The organism is Pseudomonas sp. P9_35 (genome assembly GCF_034008205.1).
Taxonomy (GTDB): Bacteria; Pseudomonadota; Gammaproteobacteria; order Pseudomonadales; family Pseudomonadaceae; genus Aquipseudomonas; species Aquipseudomonas kilonensis.
This window is the reverse complement of the sequence record NZ_CP125373.1, coordinates 4354491-4374569: the sequence shown is the minus strand read 5'-3', so window position 1 is coordinate 4374569 and position 20079 is coordinate 4354491. Positions and strand designations below refer to the sequence as shown.

General features: G+C 62.7%; 15 protein-coding genes. 7 read left to right on the top strand and 8 right to left on the bottom strand.

The window, feature by feature from the left end; genetic code table 11:
* Positions 1–15 precede the first annotated feature (15 nt).
* Positions 16–258, top strand: a complete 243-nt coding sequence (locus QMK47_RS19155) for a hypothetical protein (RefSeq protein WP_214510630.1) — start codon at positions 16–18, stop codon at positions 256–258.
* 30 nt (positions 259–288) lie between these two features.
* Entirely contained in the window at positions 289–462 is a 174-nt protein-coding gene (locus QMK47_RS19150) for a hypothetical protein (RefSeq protein WP_172436074.1), read from the top strand.
* 515 nt (positions 463–977) lie between these two features.
* On the opposite strand, the gene QMK47_RS19145 is transcribed toward QMK47_RS19150, so the two are convergent.
* From QMK47_RS19145 to QMK47_RS19120, 6 genes are all read right to left on the bottom strand, one after another.
* Positions 978–1496 (bottom strand): Hcp family type VI secretion system effector, encoded by a 519-nt coding sequence (locus tag QMK47_RS19145; RefSeq protein WP_320389115.1) that lies wholly within the window; start codon positions 1494–1496, stop codon positions 978–980.
* 297 nt (positions 1497–1793) lie between these two features.
* Positions 1794–3170 (bottom strand): VOC family protein, encoded by a 1377-nt coding sequence (locus QMK47_RS19140; protein WP_320389113.1) that lies wholly within the window; start codon positions 3168–3170, stop codon positions 1794–1796.
* Between the two features lie 88 nt (positions 3171–3258).
* Positions 3259–4479 (bottom strand): glycolate oxidase subunit GlcF, encoded by a 1221-nt coding sequence (glcF, locus tag QMK47_RS19135; RefSeq protein ID WP_253476404.1) that lies wholly within the window; start codon positions 4477–4479, stop codon positions 3259–3261.
* Between the two features lies 1 nt (position 4480).
* The gene (gene glcE, locus QMK47_RS19130) at positions 4481–5539 is read right to left on the bottom strand and encodes a glycolate oxidase subunit GlcE (protein ID WP_320389111.1); all 1059 of its coding nucleotides are present in this window, start codon (positions 5537–5539) and stop codon (positions 4481–4483) included.
* Positions 5539–7038 (bottom strand): glycolate oxidase subunit GlcD, encoded by a 1500-nt coding sequence (glcD, locus tag QMK47_RS19125; protein ID WP_214510635.1) that lies wholly within the window; start codon positions 7036–7038, stop codon positions 5539–5541. The genes glcE and glcD overlap by 1 nt, the downstream gene beginning before the upstream one ends.
* Before the next feature lie 153 nt (positions 7039–7191).
* A complete protein-coding gene (locus QMK47_RS19120) occupies positions 7192–8121 on the bottom strand; it encodes an alpha/beta fold hydrolase (protein ID WP_214510636.1) in 930 nt (309 codons plus the stop codon).
* Between the two features lie 298 nt (positions 8122–8419).
* On the opposite strand from QMK47_RS19120, the gene QMK47_RS19115 reads away from it, so the two are divergent.
* Both QMK47_RS19115 and QMK47_RS19110 read left to right on the top strand, forming a co-directional pair.
* Positions 8420–9505: a diguanylate cyclase gene (locus QMK47_RS19115; RefSeq protein WP_320389109.1), complete on the top strand. Its 1086-nt coding sequence runs from the start codon at positions 8420–8422 to the stop codon at positions 9503–9505.
* 85 nt (positions 9506–9590) lie between these two features.
* Positions 9591–10829 carry a M20/M25/M40 family metallo-hydrolase gene (locus QMK47_RS19110; protein ID WP_320389107.1) on the top strand — a complete coding sequence of 413 codons (1239 nt, stop codon included), beginning with the start codon at positions 9591–9593 and terminating at the stop codon, positions 10827–10829.
* A 336-nt stretch (positions 10830–11165) separates the two neighbouring features.
* On the opposite strand, the gene QMK47_RS19105 is transcribed toward QMK47_RS19110, so the two are convergent.
* Entirely contained in the window at positions 11166–12500 is a 1335-nt protein-coding gene (locus QMK47_RS19105) for a phosphate ABC transporter substrate-binding/OmpA family protein (protein WP_320389105.1), read from the bottom strand.
* A 201-nt stretch (positions 12501–12701) separates the two neighbouring features.
* A complete protein-coding gene (gene xthA, locus QMK47_RS19100) occupies positions 12702–13514 on the bottom strand; it encodes an exodeoxyribonuclease III (RefSeq protein ID WP_003203684.1) in 813 nt (270 codons plus the stop codon).
* A 255-nt stretch (positions 13515–13769) separates the two neighbouring features.
* Here xthA and QMK47_RS19095 point away from each other — a divergent pair, with 255 nt between their 5' ends.
* The 3 genes from QMK47_RS19095 to QMK47_RS19085 all read left to right on the top strand — a co-directional run bounded on the left by QMK47_RS19095 (position 13770) and on the right by QMK47_RS19085 (position 19896).
* On the top strand, positions 13770–14420 hold the full coding sequence (locus QMK47_RS19095) for a GNAT family N-acetyltransferase (protein ID WP_320389104.1): 651 nt from the start codon (positions 13770–13772) through the stop codon (positions 14418–14420).
* Positions 14421–14485: 65 nt separating this feature from the next.
* On the top strand, positions 14486–16213 hold the full coding sequence (locus QMK47_RS19090; RefSeq protein ID WP_320389103.1) for an autotransporter assembly complex family protein: 1728 nt from the start codon (positions 14486–14488) through the stop codon (positions 16211–16213).
* Positions 16210–19896: a translocation/assembly module TamB domain-containing protein gene (locus tag QMK47_RS19085; RefSeq protein WP_320389101.1), complete on the top strand. Its 3687-nt coding sequence runs from the start codon at positions 16210–16212 to the stop codon at positions 19894–19896. Before QMK47_RS19090 ends, QMK47_RS19085 begins: the two co-directional genes overlap by 4 nt.
* Positions 19897–20079 lie beyond the last annotated feature (183 nt).

Sequence of the window (20079 nt, the reverse complement as noted above, 5' to 3'; positions counted from 1 at the left end):
TCGCAGGAGCCCGTCATGAGCGATGACCTCAAACTTGCGTCGCTGGCCGATTGGCAGCGATTGTTCGACGACCAGGCCTACTGGCAGCAGTCCCCCGATGCTCACTTCACCGAACTGATGCGGGTGGCCAATGACCTGTTCGGTCAGGGCGCCATCGACCTGGCGCAGTGGCAGGTCTTGAAGACCAAGGCCGAGCAACTGCACCAGCGCTCTCCGGATGCCAACGTCGCTGAAGAAGTCGCCGACCCCGACGCCTGATCCCAGGCCTAAAGACTCAAGGAGTTCGCCATGCAGCACCGCCCTGATCAAACCCGGCAAAACCCCGACGCCCCGGCATTGCCTGGTGAAGTGGAACGCGATAACGATGCCTTGCGGCCCAATGACCCGGCCAAGCGCAAACAACAGCGCGGCGACCCTGAGGCAGGGGATACCGATGCGCAGAAAACCGGTCGGCGTGGTTGAGGTTTGTCACGTCGACCGGCATTAAAAAAGTTTTTAATGACTGTTCAATTTTCCTGCATGGATAACTTTTTTGTATTTGTCCATGTTTTGTATAAGTGTTTACGCCGCTAGCGCAGGAGTTGCCATCCAAACACTGTGGCGAGGGAGCTTGCATCCCGCTGGATGCGAAGAAAATATGTGTACGCTGCGTAGGAGCTGTCGAGTGCAACGAGGCTGCGATCTTGCCCCAGGCACTTGAGTCCCAAGCGAAAGATCAAAAGATCGCAGGCTTCGCCAGCTCCTACAGAAATATGAAAGGCTTCAATATTAAACAATTATTTAAACGGGCTCGCGGACATATTCTGAAAGTTCCATTATTATTATTCGCGTTCGCCCAGTGTCAGGCTCTTTACCAGTGCATGGATTGCCGAGGCCATCGCACTGGGCGAACACCACCCTGAATCAATAACTATCGATTATTTTCAACTGCACATCGACCCACAGAGTTGGCCGATGCGTGAGTGGCTGCCTCCGATTCAACCAGCAGCCGGCGAACGCCAGTCATCGGAGCCCGAGGTACCGCTGACTTCGTGGGTCCAGGTGATCTTGCGATACGTGAAGTGCACGTCCTCCAGATGGGTGAAGTGTGAGTTTTCTGGGTCCTGGCAGTTGAGCATGTAGTCCTTGATATCGACGATAATCGCATCCTCCAAAGTCGTGGTGTAGTAGTGCTCCTGGGTGCCTGCGGCCGAAGTGCGGTACCACTGGATCTTGACTTCCTCAAGGCGTTCGCCGCTCGTTAGGGCGACCTGAAGCAGTGGCGAAGCTTTGTCGAATACCTTGGTGATGATCAGGGGTTTGTGTATGCGCTGACCGGTTGGCTGACCGGACTGAGGGTCGCGAGGGATGGTCACTTGGTGCTCGAAAGCCTGCACCATGACCTGATCCTCATGACCCTCTTGGTAGGTGTTGCCCACTGAATCGGCGGTAAACGCACCGGCAGTGATCAGGCCTTGTTTAGTGCCTTTTACGGACATGTACGCGGGGGTAGCCAATGGATGCTCTCCTTCCTGGATAACGATAGGGCCTGGGACGGGAGTCGCCCGAGGTGGCCTCACGGATATCAAGAGCTATGCCATTTTTTAAAAACTTATATATATCAATAAGTTGATCTGATATCGGCAAGCGCCTCCCTGCAGGCAAGCGAGAAAGCGCTCAAAGGCTTGCCCGGCTCATTGCAGCTACTCGCGACCCGATCAGACACCGCGATACCCGAGCCGGGTGGCCAAGAAAGGCGCGCCGCGCGCACGCCTCTCAGGCAGTTTTTTGCCGTTTTGTCCTTCGGCTTATTCCTACACGCCCAATGCAGCCCTGCACTCATCGATGGAGCGCTGTTGTGTCTGGGCGTACAAACCCAGCTCATCAATGGTCGCTCGTCCCAACGCCTCTTCGAAGGCCTGGCGATTGGACTGGCCGGCAAAATGACTCTGGGCGGCATCGCCGAGGTTCGACTGGAAAATACCGGCGGCGCTGACGGGCAGGAAGTCCTCGTACACCAAGGGTTCGGCGCGCAGGTATTGCTGCTCGAGCAAGTGCTCCAGGGAGGCCGCTTGTTCAAGTGTGCCCTTGGCGGCGAGGCCCTCGGGCGTGACGAAATAGCGGAAATACGCCAATGCCTGTCGGCGCAGTTCGTTGTGGTTGTCAGGGAATTCGACAAAGTGTTCGGCCATCAGCCGGTTGTAGCGTTCGGCGTTGGCTTCGTTGGGAAACTCCCCCAGCGCATCGCGCGCGGCGTTCAGCAATCGATCGTAGAGCGCGCGGCCCTTGGGTGTGAGGGCCGCGCCGCGTTGCTCGATTTCGCCGAAGCGGGCGCTGTGGCTGCCTTGGGACTGTGGCTGGTCGGTGAAGGCGACGGGTTCGTCGAGTGCCTTGAAACTGGTCTGGCGCAGCAGGATCGGGCATTGGCGACGGGGTGGGCCTTCGATCACGGCCTTGGGGGTAATGCCGTGCACGGGCATACGGGCCTGGACGATGTCGATGTCCAGGGTACGGGGGGTCAGGTGATTGATGTGCGGGCCCTTGAACGCCACCACGTCGGCAATCAAGCGATGTTGGGCGCTCAGTTGCCGGTACTGTTCGGCGGTGACGGTGGCGCTGTGGTGCCAGCGAAAGGTTTCCAGAGCCTGTAGGACGAAGTCCTCAGCCTGGGACTCGCTCAGGCCACCCTGGTGTTCGGCCAGTTCAATGAGCTCAAGGGCCCTGGGGGTGAAGATCTGTCGTTTGTCCAACACCGACTCGGCAAAGGCCCGAAGCTCGACGTTCTCGATCAGTTCCAGGCGCAGCAGCGAGGTAAACACCCGGAACGGACTGACCTGCAGCGCGCTTTCGTGCACGGCGCGGAAGGCGGTGGAATGCACCGGCACCCCGGCAGGCGTGAGATCGTAGTAGCCCACCGGCTGCATGCCCATGACCGCGAACAGACGCCCCAGGGTCGCCAGTTCGGCGGCGGTGCCGACGCGGATCGCGCCGTGGCGCTCCAGGTCCAGGCGCTCGAGTTCGCCGGTGCTGCGCAGGTGTGCGGCCAGGACCGGGTCTTCGGCCAGCACTTGGGCGTTGGTGTGTTCCACCAGCCTCATCAGCGCGCCATACAGCGGCACCTCGTCGCGGTACATGTCGGACATCGCTCTGGAGAAGCGTTGGCGGATCAGGTCGGGGCTGACGAAGCTCATCGTAAGAATTCCTGGCGAGGGCTGTGGGAAAGTTGGACGAAAGATCGCAGCCTTCGCCGGCCCCGGCAAACGAAGAATCTTCAGGACTTCATTCTGCCAGGGACTGATCCACCAGCTCGATCCAGTGCCGCACGGGCGTGCGACCGGCGCCGTCGAGGTGGTTCTGGCAGCCGACGTTGGCGGTGACGATCAGCTCCGGCTGGCCGCTTTCCAGCGCATTGAGGCGGTTGTCGCGCAATTGCCGCGCCAGGGCGGGCTGGGTCAGCGAATAGGTGCCGGCCGAGCCGCAACACAAATGGCCGTCGGGCACCTCGGTGAGGTTGAAACCCAGCCGCGTCAGCAGCGCCTCGATGCTGCCGCCGAGTTTCTGCGCGTGCTGCAAGGTGCAGGGGCAATGCACGGCAATGCGCTGGTTCCTGGCCGCGCAGATCTGTTCCAGCGGTTCCTTGCCGAGCACTTGCACCAGGTCCAATGCCCGTTCGCTTACTTGTCTGGCCTTGGCGGCATAGCCGGGGTCATGTTCCAGCAGGTGCCCGTAGTCCTTGATGAACGCGCCGCAGCCGCTGGCCGTCTGGACGATGGCTTCAGCACCGTTTTCCAGGTGCGGCCACCAGGCGTCGATGTTTTGTCGGGCGCGGTCCAAGCCGGTGGCCTGGGCGTCGAGGTGATAATCCAGCGCGCCGCAGCAGCCGGCCTGCGCACAGGGGATCACGCTGATGCCGAGTCGATCCAGCACCCGCGCTGCCGAGGCATTGGTGTTGGGCGACAGGCCCGGTTGCACGCAACCTTCGAGCATCAATACCGTACGCCGATGCCGCAGAGGTGGGCGTTCGCCGTGAGGCGGGGAAGGGCGGGGCAACTTCGCGGTCAGGTTCGTCGGCAGCAACGGACGAAAGACCGTCCCGAGGCGCAGCAGGGCCTTGAACCGCTCGGGGCTGGCGGCCAGGCTGCGCAGCCCCAGGCGCAGCGCACGTTGGCCGGCGGGGCGCGGTACGGCGTGATCGACCACCGCCCGGCCGATGTCCAGCAGGTTGTGGTAATCCACGCCGGACGGGCAGGTGGTCTCGCAGTTGCGACACGACAGGCAGCGATCCAGGTGCAGTTGGGTGCTGGCCGTCGCCGGCTGGCCTTCGAGCACCTGCTTGATCAGGTAGATGCGTCCGCGCGGGCCGTCCAGTTCATCGCCGAGCAATTGGTAAGTGGGGCAGGTGGCGTTGCAGAAACCGCAATGCACGCAACTGCGCAGGATCCGTTCGGCTTCTTCGGCACGGGGCAGATTTTTGCTTTCCTCACTAAACCGAGTCTGCACGCTAGAACTCCGGATACATCCGACCAGGATTGAACAGCCCCAGGGGATCGAGCTGGGCCTTGAGTTGCCGGTGATAGCGCAGCAGCGCCGGGGCCAGCGGCTGGAACGGTGTGTCGCTGGCCCCCTGACGATAGCAGGTGGCATGGCCGCCGACTTCATGGGCCAGGGCTTGCACCGTGTCGGCCTCGGTTTTCAACCAGCGTTGGGCGCCGGCCCAGTCGATCAACTGCGCGCCGGGCAGGGCGAGCGGCCCGGTATGGTTGGGCAACGACAGGCGCCACAGCGGCAAGCCTTCATCGAAGAAGGCCAACTGATGCTCATTGAGTGCCGTCCAGTATTGATCGTCGAGCACCTCGCCACCGAAACGCTGATGAGCGGCGCTGACCGAGCCTTCGCCACCCTCCAGGCGCAGGTGCAAGCAGTCGCCGTCATGGCTGGCGGCGCTGATGGGCAGCGGCTGACGGCCCCATTCGGCGAGTTTTCCCAGGGCCTCGGTGCTGTCCAGTTCCAGGCGGATACTCAGGTTGTGACGGGGTTTGGGCAGGACCTTCAAGGAGACTTCGGTGATCACCCCCAGGCAACCGAAACTGCCGGCCAACAGGCGCGAGAGGTCGTAGCCGGCGACGTTTTTCATCACCTCGCCGCCGAAACGCAACAGCGTGCCGTGGCCGCTGATCAGGCGCGTGCCCAGGACGAAGTCGCGCACCGAACCGGCCCATGGGCGACGCGGCCCCGACAGCCCGGCGGCGACCATGCCGCCGACCGTGGCGTCATCGCCAAATGCTGGCGGTTCGCAGGGCAGCCGTTGCCCCGCGGCGTCGAGGGCGGCCAGCAGTTCCCGCAGCGGGGTGCCGGCCCGGGCCGTGATGACCAGTTCGGTGGGGTCGTAGTGGACGATGCCACGATGGACGCGGGTGTCCAGCACTTCGCCGGCCACGTCGCGCCCCAGGAAGGCCTTGCTGTTCGAACCCTGGATACGCAGCGGCGTGGCGTTGGCCCGGGCGCGATTGACTTGTTCGAGCAGCAGGTCGCTGGCGTCCTGGTCGGCTTCGCGGCTCATCAGAAACGCTCCAGTTCGGGAAACGGCAGTTGCCCGCCATGGATGTGCATGGCACCGAATTCGGCGCAGCGGTGCAGGGTCGGGATGTTCTTGCCGGGGTTGAGCAGGCCTTGGGGATCGAACGCTGCTTTTACCGCGTGGAACAGGTTCAGTTCGTCGCTGTTGAATTGCGTGCACATCTGATTGATTTTTTCCCGGCCCACACCGTGTTCGCCAGTGATGCTGCCGCCCACCTGGACGCACAGTTCGAGAATTTTCCCGCCCAAGGTTTCGGCGCGCTCCAGTTCGCCGGGCTGGTTGGCATCGAACAGGATCAGCGGGTGCATGTTGCCGTCACCGGCGTGAAAGACGTTGGCGACGCGCAGGCCATGTTCGGCACCGAGGCTGGCGATGCGCTGCAGTACCTCGGGCAAGGCGCGTCGCGGGATAGTGCCGTCCATGCAGTAATAATCCGGCGCCAGGCGACCCACCGCCGGGAAGGCGTTTTTGCGCCCGGCCCAGAATCGCAGCCGTTCGGCCTCGTCCCGCGCCTGGCGCACCTCGGTGGCACCGGCCTGCTCCAACACCTGGCGGACCCGCTCGCAATCGTCATGGACATCGGCCTCGACCCCGTCCAGTTCACACAGCAGGATCGCTTCGGCCTCCACCGGATAGCCGGCGTGGATGAAGTCCTCGGCGGCGCGGATCGCCAGGTTGTCCATCATTTCCAGGCCGCCGGGGATGATCCCTGCGGCGATGATGTCGGCCACCGCTCGCCCGGCCTTGTCCACCGAATCGAAACTGGCCAGCAGCACCTTGGCGACCTGGGGCCGGGGCAGCAGTTTGACCGTCACTTCGGTGATCACCCCCAGCAAACCTTCGGAACCGGTGAACAGCGCCAGTAGGTCCAGGCCCGGCGAGTCCAGGGCTTCGCTGCCCAGGGTCAGGCGTTCGCCTTCGATGGTGAGGATTTCCAGTTTCAACAGGTTGTGCACCGTCAGGCCGTACTTGAGGCAGTGCACGCCGCCGGCGTTTTCCGCGACATTGCCGCCGATGGAACAGGCGATCTGCGACGAGGGATCCGGTGCGTAATACAGCCCGAACGGTGCCGCTGCCTGGGAGATCGCCAGGTTGCGCACACCGGGTTGAAGCCGCGCGGTGCGGGCGTCGGGGTCGATGTGCAGGATCTGGTTGAACCGCGCCATCACCAGCAACACGCCACTTTCCAGGGGCAGGGCGCCGCCGGACAGACCGGTCCCGGCACCCCTGGCGACCACGGGCACATTCAGCCCATGGCAGAGCTTGAGCAGCGCTTGCACCTGCTCGACGCGCCTGGGCAATACCACCAGCAGGGGCGTGGTGCGGTAGGCCGACAGGCCATCGCATTCATAGGGCTTGAGGTCTTCCTCGCGGTGCAGGATGTCCAGGTCTGGAACCTGTGCCTGCAAGGCTTGAAGCAGGACCTGTTTGTCCACCTTGGGCAAGGGGCCGTCGAGGTGTTCGTCGTAGAGGATGTTCATGAAGTCGATACCTCTGATTCGGCTCGAATTCCTGTGGGAGCGAGCTTGCTCGCGATGGCGGTGGGTCAGCTTGCATTGATGTTGGATGTGTCACCGCTATCGCGAGCAAGCTCGCTCCCACATAGGGTTCATTTTGTTATTTTTGCATCGCCGTCACTGCCCCAACCCCTTGAGGAATTCCCGGTACAGCGCCGCGGTTTTCCCCGGTCGTTCGACCATCGGCATGTGGCCGATACCGTCCCAGATTTCCACCCGCAAATCGGCGATGCCCTTGCTCCACACCGGCACGCTGCTGACGTCGATCAGCCGGTCCTTGCGCCCCCAGAGTAGCAGCGACGGGGCGCGGATGTCGGCCAGGCGCGGTTCCATCGGCGGGCTGGCGCGAAAGTCGACGAAGATCTCCGCCAGTTCATCGCGGCGCTGTTCGTAACGTTCGGCCATTGCCGCCAGCACCACGCTGGGCACCCAGGGCGGGGAGGCCATGGTCATTGCGTAGAACGGCGCGAAATCGTCCCGGGAGTCGACGAGGAACGGGTTATGCCCGGCGGCCAGGTGGCGTTCCATGTCGCTGGCCTGGGGTGCGGTGACGCCGGCCGGATCGATCAGCGCCAGGGTGAGCACGCGCTCGGGCGACGTGGCCGCCAGCCATGCGGCGAGGTAACCGCCCATGGAATTGCCGATCACATGGACCTTGTCCAGGCCACAGGCGTCGAGCAACTCGATGACCCGCCGGGCCTGGGTCGGGATGTCATAGCCGCCGCCAGCCTTGAAGCCGGTTTCGCCATGGCCGGCCAGGTCGGGCACCACCACCCGGTAGTCGCCGACAAAATGCCGGGCAAAGCGTAGCCAGAGATTCTTGTCAGCGCTGTAGCCATGCAGCATCAGGATACTGCCGGACGCTTCATAGGGCCCGCCTTGCCAGGTCGATACGGTCATCTCGCTGATGGGGACGGTGATCTTGTGCAACCGGTAGAGACGTGCCTCCAGCGCCATGCCCATGTCGTACAGCACATGGCCGATGCCTGGATACGTCAACCAGCTCCAGGCGATAAACACGGCAAGGACTACCCACAACACCAGCATGTTTTGCCCTCCATGGGTCAGGACAGAATGTGATCGGCCAGTCTGAGCCGACAGCTCAGATACCGTTAAGTGAAGCTGAAACCCGAGCACATCGCGATGACATGGCGCATTTGCTTTGCTACTTGCTATGACAGCCGCCGGATGACTCATGTATAGCCAAGATCCGCGGCAGGGCCCGACATTTGAAGGAGAATAAATACCCCTTGATTCAGTGGTGGCTATTTGATGCCACCCTGATAGACTCCAAGCTACCCCCCCCGTCCCAATGACTTGGAAAACCCGCGGTGCAGAGGTTCTTATGCAAAAAACGGGAAAGAAGGGACGGACGCTGGCCAGGAGGCTTTATATATCGCGCATCCTGGGCCTGACACTGGGGTTGCTGTTGGTGAGTGTTGCCGTCTTTCCCCTCGAACCGGCGCCGTGGGTCTGGGGTTTCATGCTGTTCAACGGCCTGCTCTGGCCACATTTGGCCTACTGGTGGGGCCGGCGTTGCTCGAGGCCGTACTACGTCGAACACCTCAATTTACTGATCGATGCGGCGCTCGGTGGCTTCTGGGTCGTGGCGATGCAGTTCAACCCGCTGCCCACGGCCGTCACGCTGGCGATGATGGCGATGAACAACGTTGCCATCGGCGGCCTGCGTTTCCTGCTTATCGGGGTGCTGGCCCAAGTGACGGGCATCATCGTGGGTGTGCTGATCTTTCCGCTGACCAGCGTGCCCATGACCACCCCGGCGCAGATCTACGCTTGTCTGCCGCTGCTGTGCCTGTATCCGATGGCGCTGGGTTGGTTCTGCTATCGCCAGGCCTACACCCTGGGCCGGCAAAAGCGCGAGTTGCTGGCCCTGAGTCGCACCGACAGCCTGACCGGCCTGCTTAACCATGGCGCCTGGAAAGATCGCCTCGACGAGGAGTTCCAGCGCTGCCAGCGTCACCCTAATGACGGGGCAGGGCGCGGCGCGATTGCGCTGATCGACATCGATCACTTCAAGGCCATCAATGACACCTATGGCCATGTCGCCGGCGACATCGTGTTGCGCCAGCTTGGCAAGATGCTCAAGCAAAACCTGCGCGCCGCCGATGTGGTCGGGCGTTATGGCGGGGACGAGTTCTGTGTGATTCTGCCGGACCTGACGCTCCACAACGCCGTGCAGGCCATGGACGGGTTGCGCGAGCGCTTTACCATGCTCAGCTATGAACAGAACCCGGCGCTGAAGGTGAGCCTGAGTATTGGCCTGGCGGCCTTCAACCCGGCTTATGGCGATGCGACCCATTGGCTCAATGATGCCGACCAGGCGCTTTACGCGGCCAAGACCGGCGGGCGCAACCGAGTCACTTGTTACCGGTATCGGCAGGTGTTGGAGAAATCGGCCATTTCTCCCTGAGGTGGTTACCTGCGGTCTAGAGCCTTGACCCATTGTCGGGTAGGGTGCCTATGGCACTCTTTCGATACGGAACAAGGATGAAATCATGATAATGACCGCTCTTCGCTCCCGTCTGGCCGTCAGTCTTGGCCTGAGCCTGGCCCTCGGCGCCTTCGCCCCCGGTGCTTTCGCACAGCCCCATCAACAAGTCCTGAGCGACGCCGAACAGTACAAGGGCGAGGCCCTGAAACTGCTCGAGCGGTTGGTGAACATCGACTCTGGCTCAGGCTATGTGCCGGGGTTGACCCAGGTCGGTGATATTGCGATCGATGAATTGACGAAGTTGGGCGCCACCATCGAAAAGGTGCCTAACTCGGACGGCACCCAGCACATCCTGGCGACCCTCAAGGGCACCGGCAAGGCAAAAATCCTGCTGATGGCCCACATGGACACGGTATTCAAGGAAGGCTCGGCCGCCGAGCGTCCCTTCCACATCAAGGATGGCCGGGCCTATGGGCCGGGAGTGATGGATGACAAGGGCGGCATCGTTGCCGGGATCTATGCGCTGAAGGTGCTCAAGAACCTGGACTTCAAGAACTACGCGCAGATTACTTTCCTGCTCGACGCCAGCGAAGAAACCGGCTCGGACGCCGCCACCGACCTGATCAAGAAAACCGCCAAGGCCCATGACGTGACCCTCAACCTCGAACCGGGTCGCCCGGCCGATGGCTTGGTGGTGTGGCGCAAGGGCAGTGCCACGGCGCTGGTGGAGGTCAAGGGCAAGGCGTCCCACGCCGGTGTCGCGCCGGAACTGGGGCGCAATGCGGCGATGGAAGCCGCGCACCAGATCTTGCAACTGGGCAAGCTTGGCGATGCGGAAAAGAAAACCACCATCAACTTCACGGTGATCAAGGCCGGCGACCGGACCAACGTGATCCCCGACCAGGCGAGCGCCAAGGCGGATGTGCGGGCGGCGGTGCCGGAAGAGTTCGACCGCATCGAAAAAGACCTGGCCCGGGTGTCGCAGGACAAGTTGATCGCCGACACCGAAGTCACCACCAGCCTCAAGCGCGGCCTGCCACCAATGCCGCAGACGGCGGAGTCGGACCGGTTGATGGCCATGGCCCAAGGCATCTATGGCGAACTGGGGCGCAAACTGACGGAAGAAGGCAGCGGTGGAGCGGCGGATGCCAGCCTGTCGGCCGGGGTTGGCACGCCGACGCTGGATGGTTTTGGCATTGTCGGTGGCAACATTCACACCCCTGAGGAATACGCCGAAGTCGAGAGTGTGGTGCCGCGGATTTACCTGTTGTCGCGGATGATCATAGAGTTGGCTGGGCGGTAAAGCGCTATGTCGTCCTGTGGGAGCGAGCTTGCTCGCGAAGCGATCTGTCTGTCGGTCAAGTATTGACTGACACACCGCCTTCGCGAGCAAGCTCGCTCCCACAGGGGAAATGTGCTGCAAGACTCGGTGGTTCGCTCCTACGCCGATGGTAATACAATAAACACAAGGTTTTTGTGGCGAGGGAGCTTGCTCCCGCTCGGCTGCGCAGCAGTCGTAAAACCGGCTGGCGCGATTTGCCTGGAGGACCGCGTCAGCTCATGTTGGGGCGGCTGCGCCACCCAGCGGGAGCAAGCTCCCTCGCCACAAAAGCGGGTTCGTCTTTTGATGGCGCCGTGTCTAGTAAACCCAAACCTCCACCCGCCGATTCTTGACTCGCCCTTCATCCTCACTGTTGGCCGCCACCGGCATCAATGCGCCGAACCCCCGTACCTCTCGCAGTGCCACGCCGTATTTGACCAGTTCCCGGCGCACCGCCATGGCCCGCAGCTTGGACAGAAGGTCGGCCCGCGCCGGGTCGTCCTTCGCGTCGCCAAACCCCACCAGTGTCACGCGTCGATCGGTTTTGCCATGCTGCTTTATATAGTCGAGCACGCGGCCCAGATCCTGGTGGGCCTTGTTGTCCAGGCTGGCGCTGCCTTCTTCGAAGCGAAAATTCACGGTCAAGCGTTGGGCGTGGCGGCTCAGGGCCTGGTAACCCTCGGGCATCAAGGCATTCGGCGTGACGGCCATGGCCTGGACGGTCTGGGCGATAAACCCGTTGGCGGCGACGATGGCCTGGCCTTTGTCGCTTTGGGTGAACGCCACCAGCGCCTCGGCCCACGGGCTGGTTGCCTGGGGCGGCAAATAAAAGAACAGGCGCCGGGACAAGGGGTAGTCCTCGGTGGCGATCAGGTTGTTCAACGGCAACATGGGTTGGGAGTCACCGTCGACAATCGCCAGTGCCTTGGCCTGGCGCACATAGGGCAAACCGATGAAGCCGATGCCTTGCGGGTCCTGGCTGACAGCGTCGGACAACTGTTCGCTGGATTCGAAGCGCCGTGTTGAAGGATCCAGCCGTTTGCCCTGTCGGCCGAGGACCAGTTCCTTGAAGGTATCGTAGGTGCCGGACTGTTCATCCCGGGCATAAAGATGAATCGGCCCACCGACGCCGCTCACGGTCTCCCAGGTTTTCACCTCGCCACTGAATATCCGCGCCAGTTGCACGGTATCGAGCTGACGCAACGGGTTCTGCGGATGAAGAATAATCGCCAGGCCATCAATGGCGATGACCTGCTCGGCGGAGGGACTTTTCAGGTCGCCCAGGGACGACAGTTCCTTCAGCTCACCGTCCTTGATCGGTCGTGAAGAAGCGGCCAGGTCGGCGTTGCCCTGCTTGAGGGCGGCGAAGCCGGTGCTGGAGCCGTGGGCCGCGATGTCCACTACCACCCGCCGGCCGTCGACGGTCTGGCCGACGATGCGCTGCTCGTTATCGCGACCGGTGATTTCGCTGCTGACCCTGAGCAGTCCCTGATCTTCCATCAAGCCCCTGACCACCGCCGGCCCGAGCGCCGCACCGATGGTGTTGGAACCTTGGAGGCGCAGGGCCGGGCCCTGTTCGGGAATGGGCAAACTGCCGGCCGATGCCATGAACGGCAGCCAGAGGCCGATGAAAAAGACAACGCGCAGCCGCATGCCGACACCTGCTGAACCCGAGGAAGTGCCGGAAGATTAAGTCAGTCAGGTTACTGAAAGGTGACAGGGTTGCGACGGGGCACCGAAGTCCAATGTGGGAGCGAGCTTGCTCGCGATGACGGCGGCACATTCAGGATCAATGTGACGGTTAGACCGCTATCGCGAGCAAGCTCGCTCCCACAGGGGTTTGGTGTGATGCGGTCAGCTCAACTGCAACCAGATCGGCGCATGGTCCGACGGTTTTTCCATGCCCCGCAGTTCGTAGTCCACGCCGGCGTCCTTGACCCGTGGCAGCAGGCCGTGGGAGGTGAGGATCAGGTCGATGCGCAGGCCGCGCTTGGGCTCGTCCTCGAAACCGCGGCTGCGGTAGTCGAACCAGCTGAAGCGATCGGTGACGTCCGGGTTCAGGTGGCGGAAGCTGTCCACCAGGCCCCAGTTCTTCAGGCGCGCCATCCATTCGCGTTCTTCCGGCAGGAAGCTGCATTTGCCGGTTTTCAGCCAGCGCTTCATGTTGTCCGGGCCGATGCCGATGTCGCAGTCTTCCGGGGAAATGTTCACGTCACCCATCACCACCACCGGCTGGTCGTTGCTGAAGCGGCTTTCCAGCAGTTGCTGCAAATCGCTGTAGAAACGTTCCTTGGCCGGGAATTTGGTCGGGTGGTCGCGGCTTTCACCTTGTGGGAAATAACCGTTCATGATGGTCACCGGCACGCCGTTGGCATCGGCGAAGGTGCCCCAGATGAAGCGCCGCTGGGCGTCCTCGTCGTCGCCCTCGAAGCCCTTGTACAGGCTCAGTGGCGCCTGGCGGGAGAGCAGGGCGACGCCGTAATGGCCCTTTTGCCCGTGGTAATGCACGTGGTAGCCCAGGGCCTGCACCTCGGCCAGGGGAAATTGTTCGTCGTGGACCTTGGTTTCCTGCAGTCCGATCACGTCCGGCTGGTGCTTCTCGATCAGCGCCGCCAACTGATGGGGACGGGCGCGCAGCCCGTTGATGTTGAAGGAGACGATCTTCATGGTCGGCTGTCCTGGCAAAACTGCGATGCTAGCTGACATGTCGGAACACGGCCAGCGTGGCAGTAGGACAAATGCACTGCTAATGTCCTGTGGCGAGGGGATTTCCCCGTTCAGCTTTGTAGGAGCTGGCGAAGCCTGCGATCTTTTGATCTTTCGCTTGGGATTCAAGCGTCCGTGGAAAGATCGCAGCCTCGTTGCACTCGGCAGCTCCTACAGGGCTCATTACCAAGCCTCGCCCCCAGGAGATCCAACGTCATGCCTGAAACCGCCACCGCCATCGCCGACATCCATATGCTCGACAGCGGTTATTCCCGTGAAGCCCGTTCGTTGCTGTATCAGGCCTATCGCCACGAGCCGACCTTCAGCTACCTGTTCGAATCCGAGCGTCCCGGTTATGAACAGCGGGTGCGGGCCACGGTGCGTGAGCTGGTCAAGCAGCACTTTTTCCAGGACCTGCCGGCCATCGGCTTGCTGGTCAACGACCGCCTGATCGGCATCGCCCTGATCGCTCCGCCGCAGCGGCGCCTGGGCATCACCGAAAGCTGGGCCTGGCGCCTGCGCATGGTCTTGAGCACTGGTTTTCGTTGCACCCGGCGCTACCTGGAATACCACGCGGCAGTGCTGGCCTGCCTGCCGTCGGATGCGGTCCATGTATTGCCGCTGCTGGGGGTGCACCCACAGTTCCAGGGCAAGCATTTCGGCGAACAGTTGCTTGAGGCGGTGCATAACTGGTGCGCGGTGGACGAGCATTCCCAGGGCGTGGTGCTGGACACCGGCAACCCGCGTTACCTTGAGTTTTATAAACGCCAGGGTTATGAGGAAATCGGCGAAGTGGCGGTAGGACCGATCCGCGAGCACGTGTTCTTCCACGCCAACCCGCAGGTTCTGCAAAGCGCAACGGCATAGTCAGGCGAACTTTTGCGAAATGTCCGGCTCTATCAAGCACCTACGCTCGTGATAGCATCCGCGCCATGAACCTCTCAGGAAGAATGACCAGTGGCGCGCTCTTGCTGTCCCTCAGCTGCGTGGCGCTGGCAAACAGTGAATTGGAAGTACGGGTCAAGCCGTCCAACGATGAACTCAAGGCCAACGTAGAAGGTTACATCGGCGGTGTGGGTGATCGTGACGAGGAGGCCTTGCTGCGCTTCAGTCGTGGCGCCGAGGAGCAGGCGCGCAAGGCCGCCCAGGCGCTGGGCTACTACCAGCCGCAGATCGACAGTGAGGTCAAGGGCGGCAAGGACCCACGCCTGGTGCTGACCATCGACCCCGGCGAGCCTGTGCATTTGCGCAACGTCACCGTGCGCATTGATGGCCCGGCGGCATCGCTCAAAGCCTTTCGCGTACCCAGCAACGCCGCCCTCAAGCCCGGCGCGCTGCTCAACCATGGTCGCTACGAAGACGCCAAGCGAATCATCCAGAACCAGGCCTCGCGCTATGGTTTTTTCAGCGTGCGCTTCACCCGGCAGAAGCTGTCGGTTGACCCCCAGGCGGGCATCGCCGACATCGAACTGATTTACGACAGCGGCCCGCGCTATGCCTTGGGCCCGGTGAGTTTCGAGGGCGACACGCCGTTCGACGAAGACCTGCTGCAGCGCATGGTGCCGTTCAAGGCCGGCACGGCGTACGACTCCGAGCTCATTGCAGAGCTCAACCAGGCCCTGCAATCGAGCGGTTATTTCGAAGGCGTCCGGGTGGATGCCGCACCGACGGCGGCCACCGACAACGTGATCCCGGTGGCGGTCAGGCTCGACACGCGCAAACCGCGGACCATGGGCCTGGGCCTGGGTTTTTCCACCGATGTCGGCCCACGGGTCAAAGCCAACTGGACGCGCCACTGGGTCAACCCCCAGGGCCACAGTTATGGCTGGGAAGCGGAAGTGTCGGCGCCCCGGCAGAACGTCGGCTTGTGGTACGACGTGCCGTTGGATCCGCCATTGACTGACAAGATACGTTACGCCGGCGGTTATCAATATGAAGAACTGGCCGGCACCGACAGCCTCAGCAAACTGCTCACCGTGGGCCCGGAATGGCACAGCAAGTTGCCCAGCGGCTGGCAGCGGGTGGTGTCGCTCAAATGGCAGCGCGAGGAATATCGCCTCGGCGACGATGCGGGCCTGAGCACATTGCTGATGCCGGGCCTCAGTTATTCCTACCTGCGCAGCGACAACCGCATCGATCCGCACAACGGCTACCGCTTGCAGTTCGACACCAAGGTCGCCAAGGAAGGGCTCGGCTCGGACAACAACCTTTTATATGGCACCGCCATGGTCAAGGGCCTGACCACGGTGTTCGACAAGCATCGCTTGCTGGCGCGGGCGCAGATCGGCGGCAGCGCCACCAATGGCTACAAATCCATCCCGCCGTCCCTGCGCTTTTTTGCCGGTGGCGACCAGAGCGTGCGGGGTTACGACTACCAGAGCCTGTCGCCGGAAAACGCCGAGGGCGACCGTATCGGTGGTCGCTACATGGTCGCCGGCAGCCTCGAGTACCAATATTCAATCGCGGAAAAATGGCGGGTGGCGACGTTCATCGACCAGGGCAACTCGTTTAACAGCCTCGAACTGCCGAGCCTCAAGACCGGCGTGGGCGTCGGCGTGCGCTGGGTTTCGCCGGTGGGCCCGATCCGCCTCGACCTGGCCCATGCGATGGACGACGACGGTGGCATCCGCTTGCACTTTTCCATGGGGCCTGAGCTGTGACGCGTGGTTTGAAGATAACGCTGCTGGCGCTCGTCGGGGTGCTGGTGGCGGTCGTGCTGGCCTTGAGTGTTGTGCTGGGCACGGCATTCGGCAGCCGCTGGGCCCTCGGCCTGGTGCCGGGGCTGACCGTGGAGAATTTCCAGGGCCGGCTGGGTGGACAGTGGAGCGCCGATCACCTGCTGTGGCAGCAGGACGCCAGTCGGGTGGAGGTGGATCGGTTGATATTCGCCTGGTCGCCGCTGTGCCTGGCGCGCATGACCCTGTGCATCGAACAGCTCAAGGCCGACCAGGTCGCCTTGCAATTGCCAGCCTCTGCCGATGAACCGAGCAACGGCCCGATCAGCTTGCCGGACCTGGACTTGCCGCTCGCCATCGAACTGGGCGATGTGCAGGTCGGCAGCCTGTCGCTCAACGGCAGCGAGCAGCTCAAGGGTCTGCAATTGGTTGCCCGTTGGACCGCCGAGGGCATGCGGATCGATTCGGTGCAATTGCAGCGCGATGAGCTGAGCCTGAAACTCTCCGGCCTGCTGAAGCCGGGTGGCGACTGGCCGTTGAGCGCCGAGGGCCGGTTGACCTTGCCGGCACCGGGCGCCACGCCCTGGGCCCTGGACCTGAAAGTCGACGGCAACCTGCTCAAGACCCTCAACCTCAAGGCCGACAGCAGCGGTTACCTGCAAGGCCAGTTGAGCGGTGAACTGCAACCGCTCGCGGACAACCTGCCCGCCAAGGTGCGCATCAGCGCCGACGGCTTCAAGGCCAGCGCCGATCTGCCCGACACGTTGTTGCTCAATCAGTTGGAATTGACCGGCGAAGGCGATCTGAAAAACGGCTATCAACTGCTCGGCAAGGCGACGCTGCCCGCCGAAAAAGGGCCGGTGGCGTTGTTGCTGCAAGGCACGGTGGACGCCAATGGCGCGCAGATCGCCGGCCTGGATCTGGATGCCGGCGATCAGCAAAGCCTGAAGCTCAGCGGCCAATTGGACTGGCGCGAAGGCCTGCGCGCCGAGGCGAAAGTCGCCTGGCTGGATTTCCCCTGGCATCGCCTCTATCCGCTGATCGATGAGCCACAGGTGATGCTGCGCAGCTTTGACGGCGAAGTCTCTTACACCGATGGCCAATACCTGGGCAACTTCCAGGCCTCGCTGGACGGGCCCGCCGGAGCCTTCAGCCTGGGCAGCCCGTTCAGCGGCGACCTGACGCAAATCCACTTGCCGCAGCTCAAGCTCGCGGCGGGGCAGGGCAAGGCCGAAGGGCACCTGAGCCTGCAATTTGCCGATGGCATCGCCTGGGACACGGCGCTGCAACTGTCGGCCATCAACCCGGCGTATTGGCTTGGCGAACTGCCCGGGACCCTGGCTGGGCCATTGCGCAGCAAAGGGATGATGAAGAACGAGCGCCTCGACCTCGACGCGGACCTGGACCTCAAGGGCAAACTGCGTGGCCAGCCAGCGGTGCTCCAGGCCAAGGCCAGCGGCGCTGGCGAGCAGTGGAAGCTCAGCGCGCTGGACATTCGCCTGGGGGATAACCGCATCAACGGCAGTGCCAGCCTGCAAGAGAAACTGACCGGCCAGATCGACATCAAGCTCGCACGCCTCGCTCAGCTCTGGCCGCAATTGCGCGGCCAAGTCGTCGGCCGTGTCGACGTGGCCGGCACGCTCAAGACCCCCCAAGGCAAGCTCGGCCTGCAAGGTACGCAACTGGCCTTCCAGGACAACCGCCTGCAAAGCCTGAACCTGGACGCGGTCCTCGACAGCGCCCAGCGCGGCAAGCTCGACCTCAAGGCCAGCGGCATCCGCGTCGGCGAAACGTCACTGGGCGTGCTGACGGTCAGCGGCCAGGGTGATATCAAACAGCAGAAGCTCAACCTGGACCTGCAAGGGCCGCAGCTCGACACGACCCTGGCCCTCGATGGCGCGCTCGACCAGGGCAATTGGCGCGGGCGCCTGGCCAGCGGCGACGTGCAGGCCGGCGGTCAAGCCTGGCGCCTGCAAGCCCCAGCGAAACTGGAGCGCCTGGCCGACGGCACGCTCAACGTCGGCGCGCATTGCTGGCGTTCCTTTGATGCCAGCCTGTGCGGTGAAGACCAGCGGCTGATGCCGGAGCCAAAGCTGCGCTATCACCTCAAGCAATTCCCCATCGAAAGCCTGGCCCAGTGGATGCCCAAGGATTTTGCCTGGCAGGGCCGGCTCAACGCGGACCTGCAACTGGACCTGTCGGCCAGCGGTCCGAATGGTCGGATCCTGGTGGACGCCAGCGGCGGTACTTTACGGATTCGGGACAAAGACGGCGATAAGGCGCAATGGCTGGACTTCCCGTACCAGACCCTGACGCTTAACAGCCGCCTGACCCCCAAGCGCATCGACACCGACCTGAATTTTGTCGGCGCCAGGCTCGGCGAACTGATGCTCCAGGCACAAATCAACCCCATACCGGCCAGCAAACCCATCAGCGGCTCGTTCCGCCTGACTGGCCTGGACTTGTCCGTGGCTCGGCCATTCGTGCCGATGGTGGAAACCCTCACCGGTCACTTGAACGGCAGCGGGACTTTGTCCGGTGGTTTACTCGCGCCCCAGGTCAACGGCAACCTGGTGCTCAGCGACGGCGAAGTGTCTGGCCCGGAACTGCCGGTCAGCCTCGAAGCCTTGCAGATGCGAGCAACGATTACCGGCGAAGCGGTGCAGCTCAATGGCAATTGGAAAAGCGGCAAGAGCGGGCAGGGCAGCTTGAACGGCAACATCGGCTGGGGCGACGCCCTGACCATGAACCTGGCGCTCAAGGGTTCGCAACTGCCGGTCACCGTCGAGCCTTATGCGGTGCTCGACGTGGCGCCGGACCTCAACATCACCATGCAGGGTGAGCGGCTTTCCATTGCCGGCAAGGTCCTGGTGCCCAAAGGCGAGATCACCATCCGCGAACTGCCGCCGTCCACCGTCAAGGTGTCGGATGACACGGTGATCGTCGGCCACCAGACCGAAGAGGGCAAGGCGCCGCTGGCCATGGCGATGGACATTGACGTGATCGTCGGCCAGGACAAACTCGCGTTCTCGGGTTTCGGCCTGACCGCCAACGTGCAGGGCCAGGTCCACATCGGTGACAACATGGACACCCGCGGCGAGCTCTGGCTCAACGACGGTCGTTATCGGGCCTACGGGCAACGGCTGACGGTGCGACGGGCGCGGCTGCTGTTCGCCGGGCCCATCGACCAGCCCTACCTGGACATCGAAGCGATCCGCCAGACCGACGACGTGATCGCCGGCATCCGCTTGAGCGGCAGCGCCGAGCAACCGACCACGCAAATCTTCTCGGAACCGGCCATGAGCCAGGAGCAGGCATTGTCCTACCTGGTGCTGGGCCGGCCGCTGAGCACTACCGGCGAGGACAACAACATGCTCGCCCAGGCGGCGTTGGGCCTGGGGTTGATGGGCAGCTCGGGGGTGACCACCAGCCTGGCCAATAACCTGGGGATCGAGGATTTCCAGCTCGACACCCAGGGCAGCGGCAATGCCACCAGCGTGGTCGCCAGCGGCAACCTGTCGGAAAAACTCAGCCTGCGCTACGGCGTTGGCGTGTTCGAACCGGCCAACACCATCGCCCTGCGCTACAAGCTCAGCAAGAAGGTCTACCTCGAAGCCGCGAGCGGCGTCGCCAGCTCGCTGGACATCTTCTACAAACGCGATTTCTAACCTTCCCCCAACCCCCTGTGGGAGCGAGCTTGCTCGCGATAGCGGTATGACATTCAACACCTTCGTTGATTGACATACCGCTATCGCGAGCAAGCTCGCTCCCACATTGGTTTCCCACAGGTTTATCTGCGTTTCGGTTGCTAGTGCATAGCAAGCTAACTATTCGATTGACATTTGCTGCCT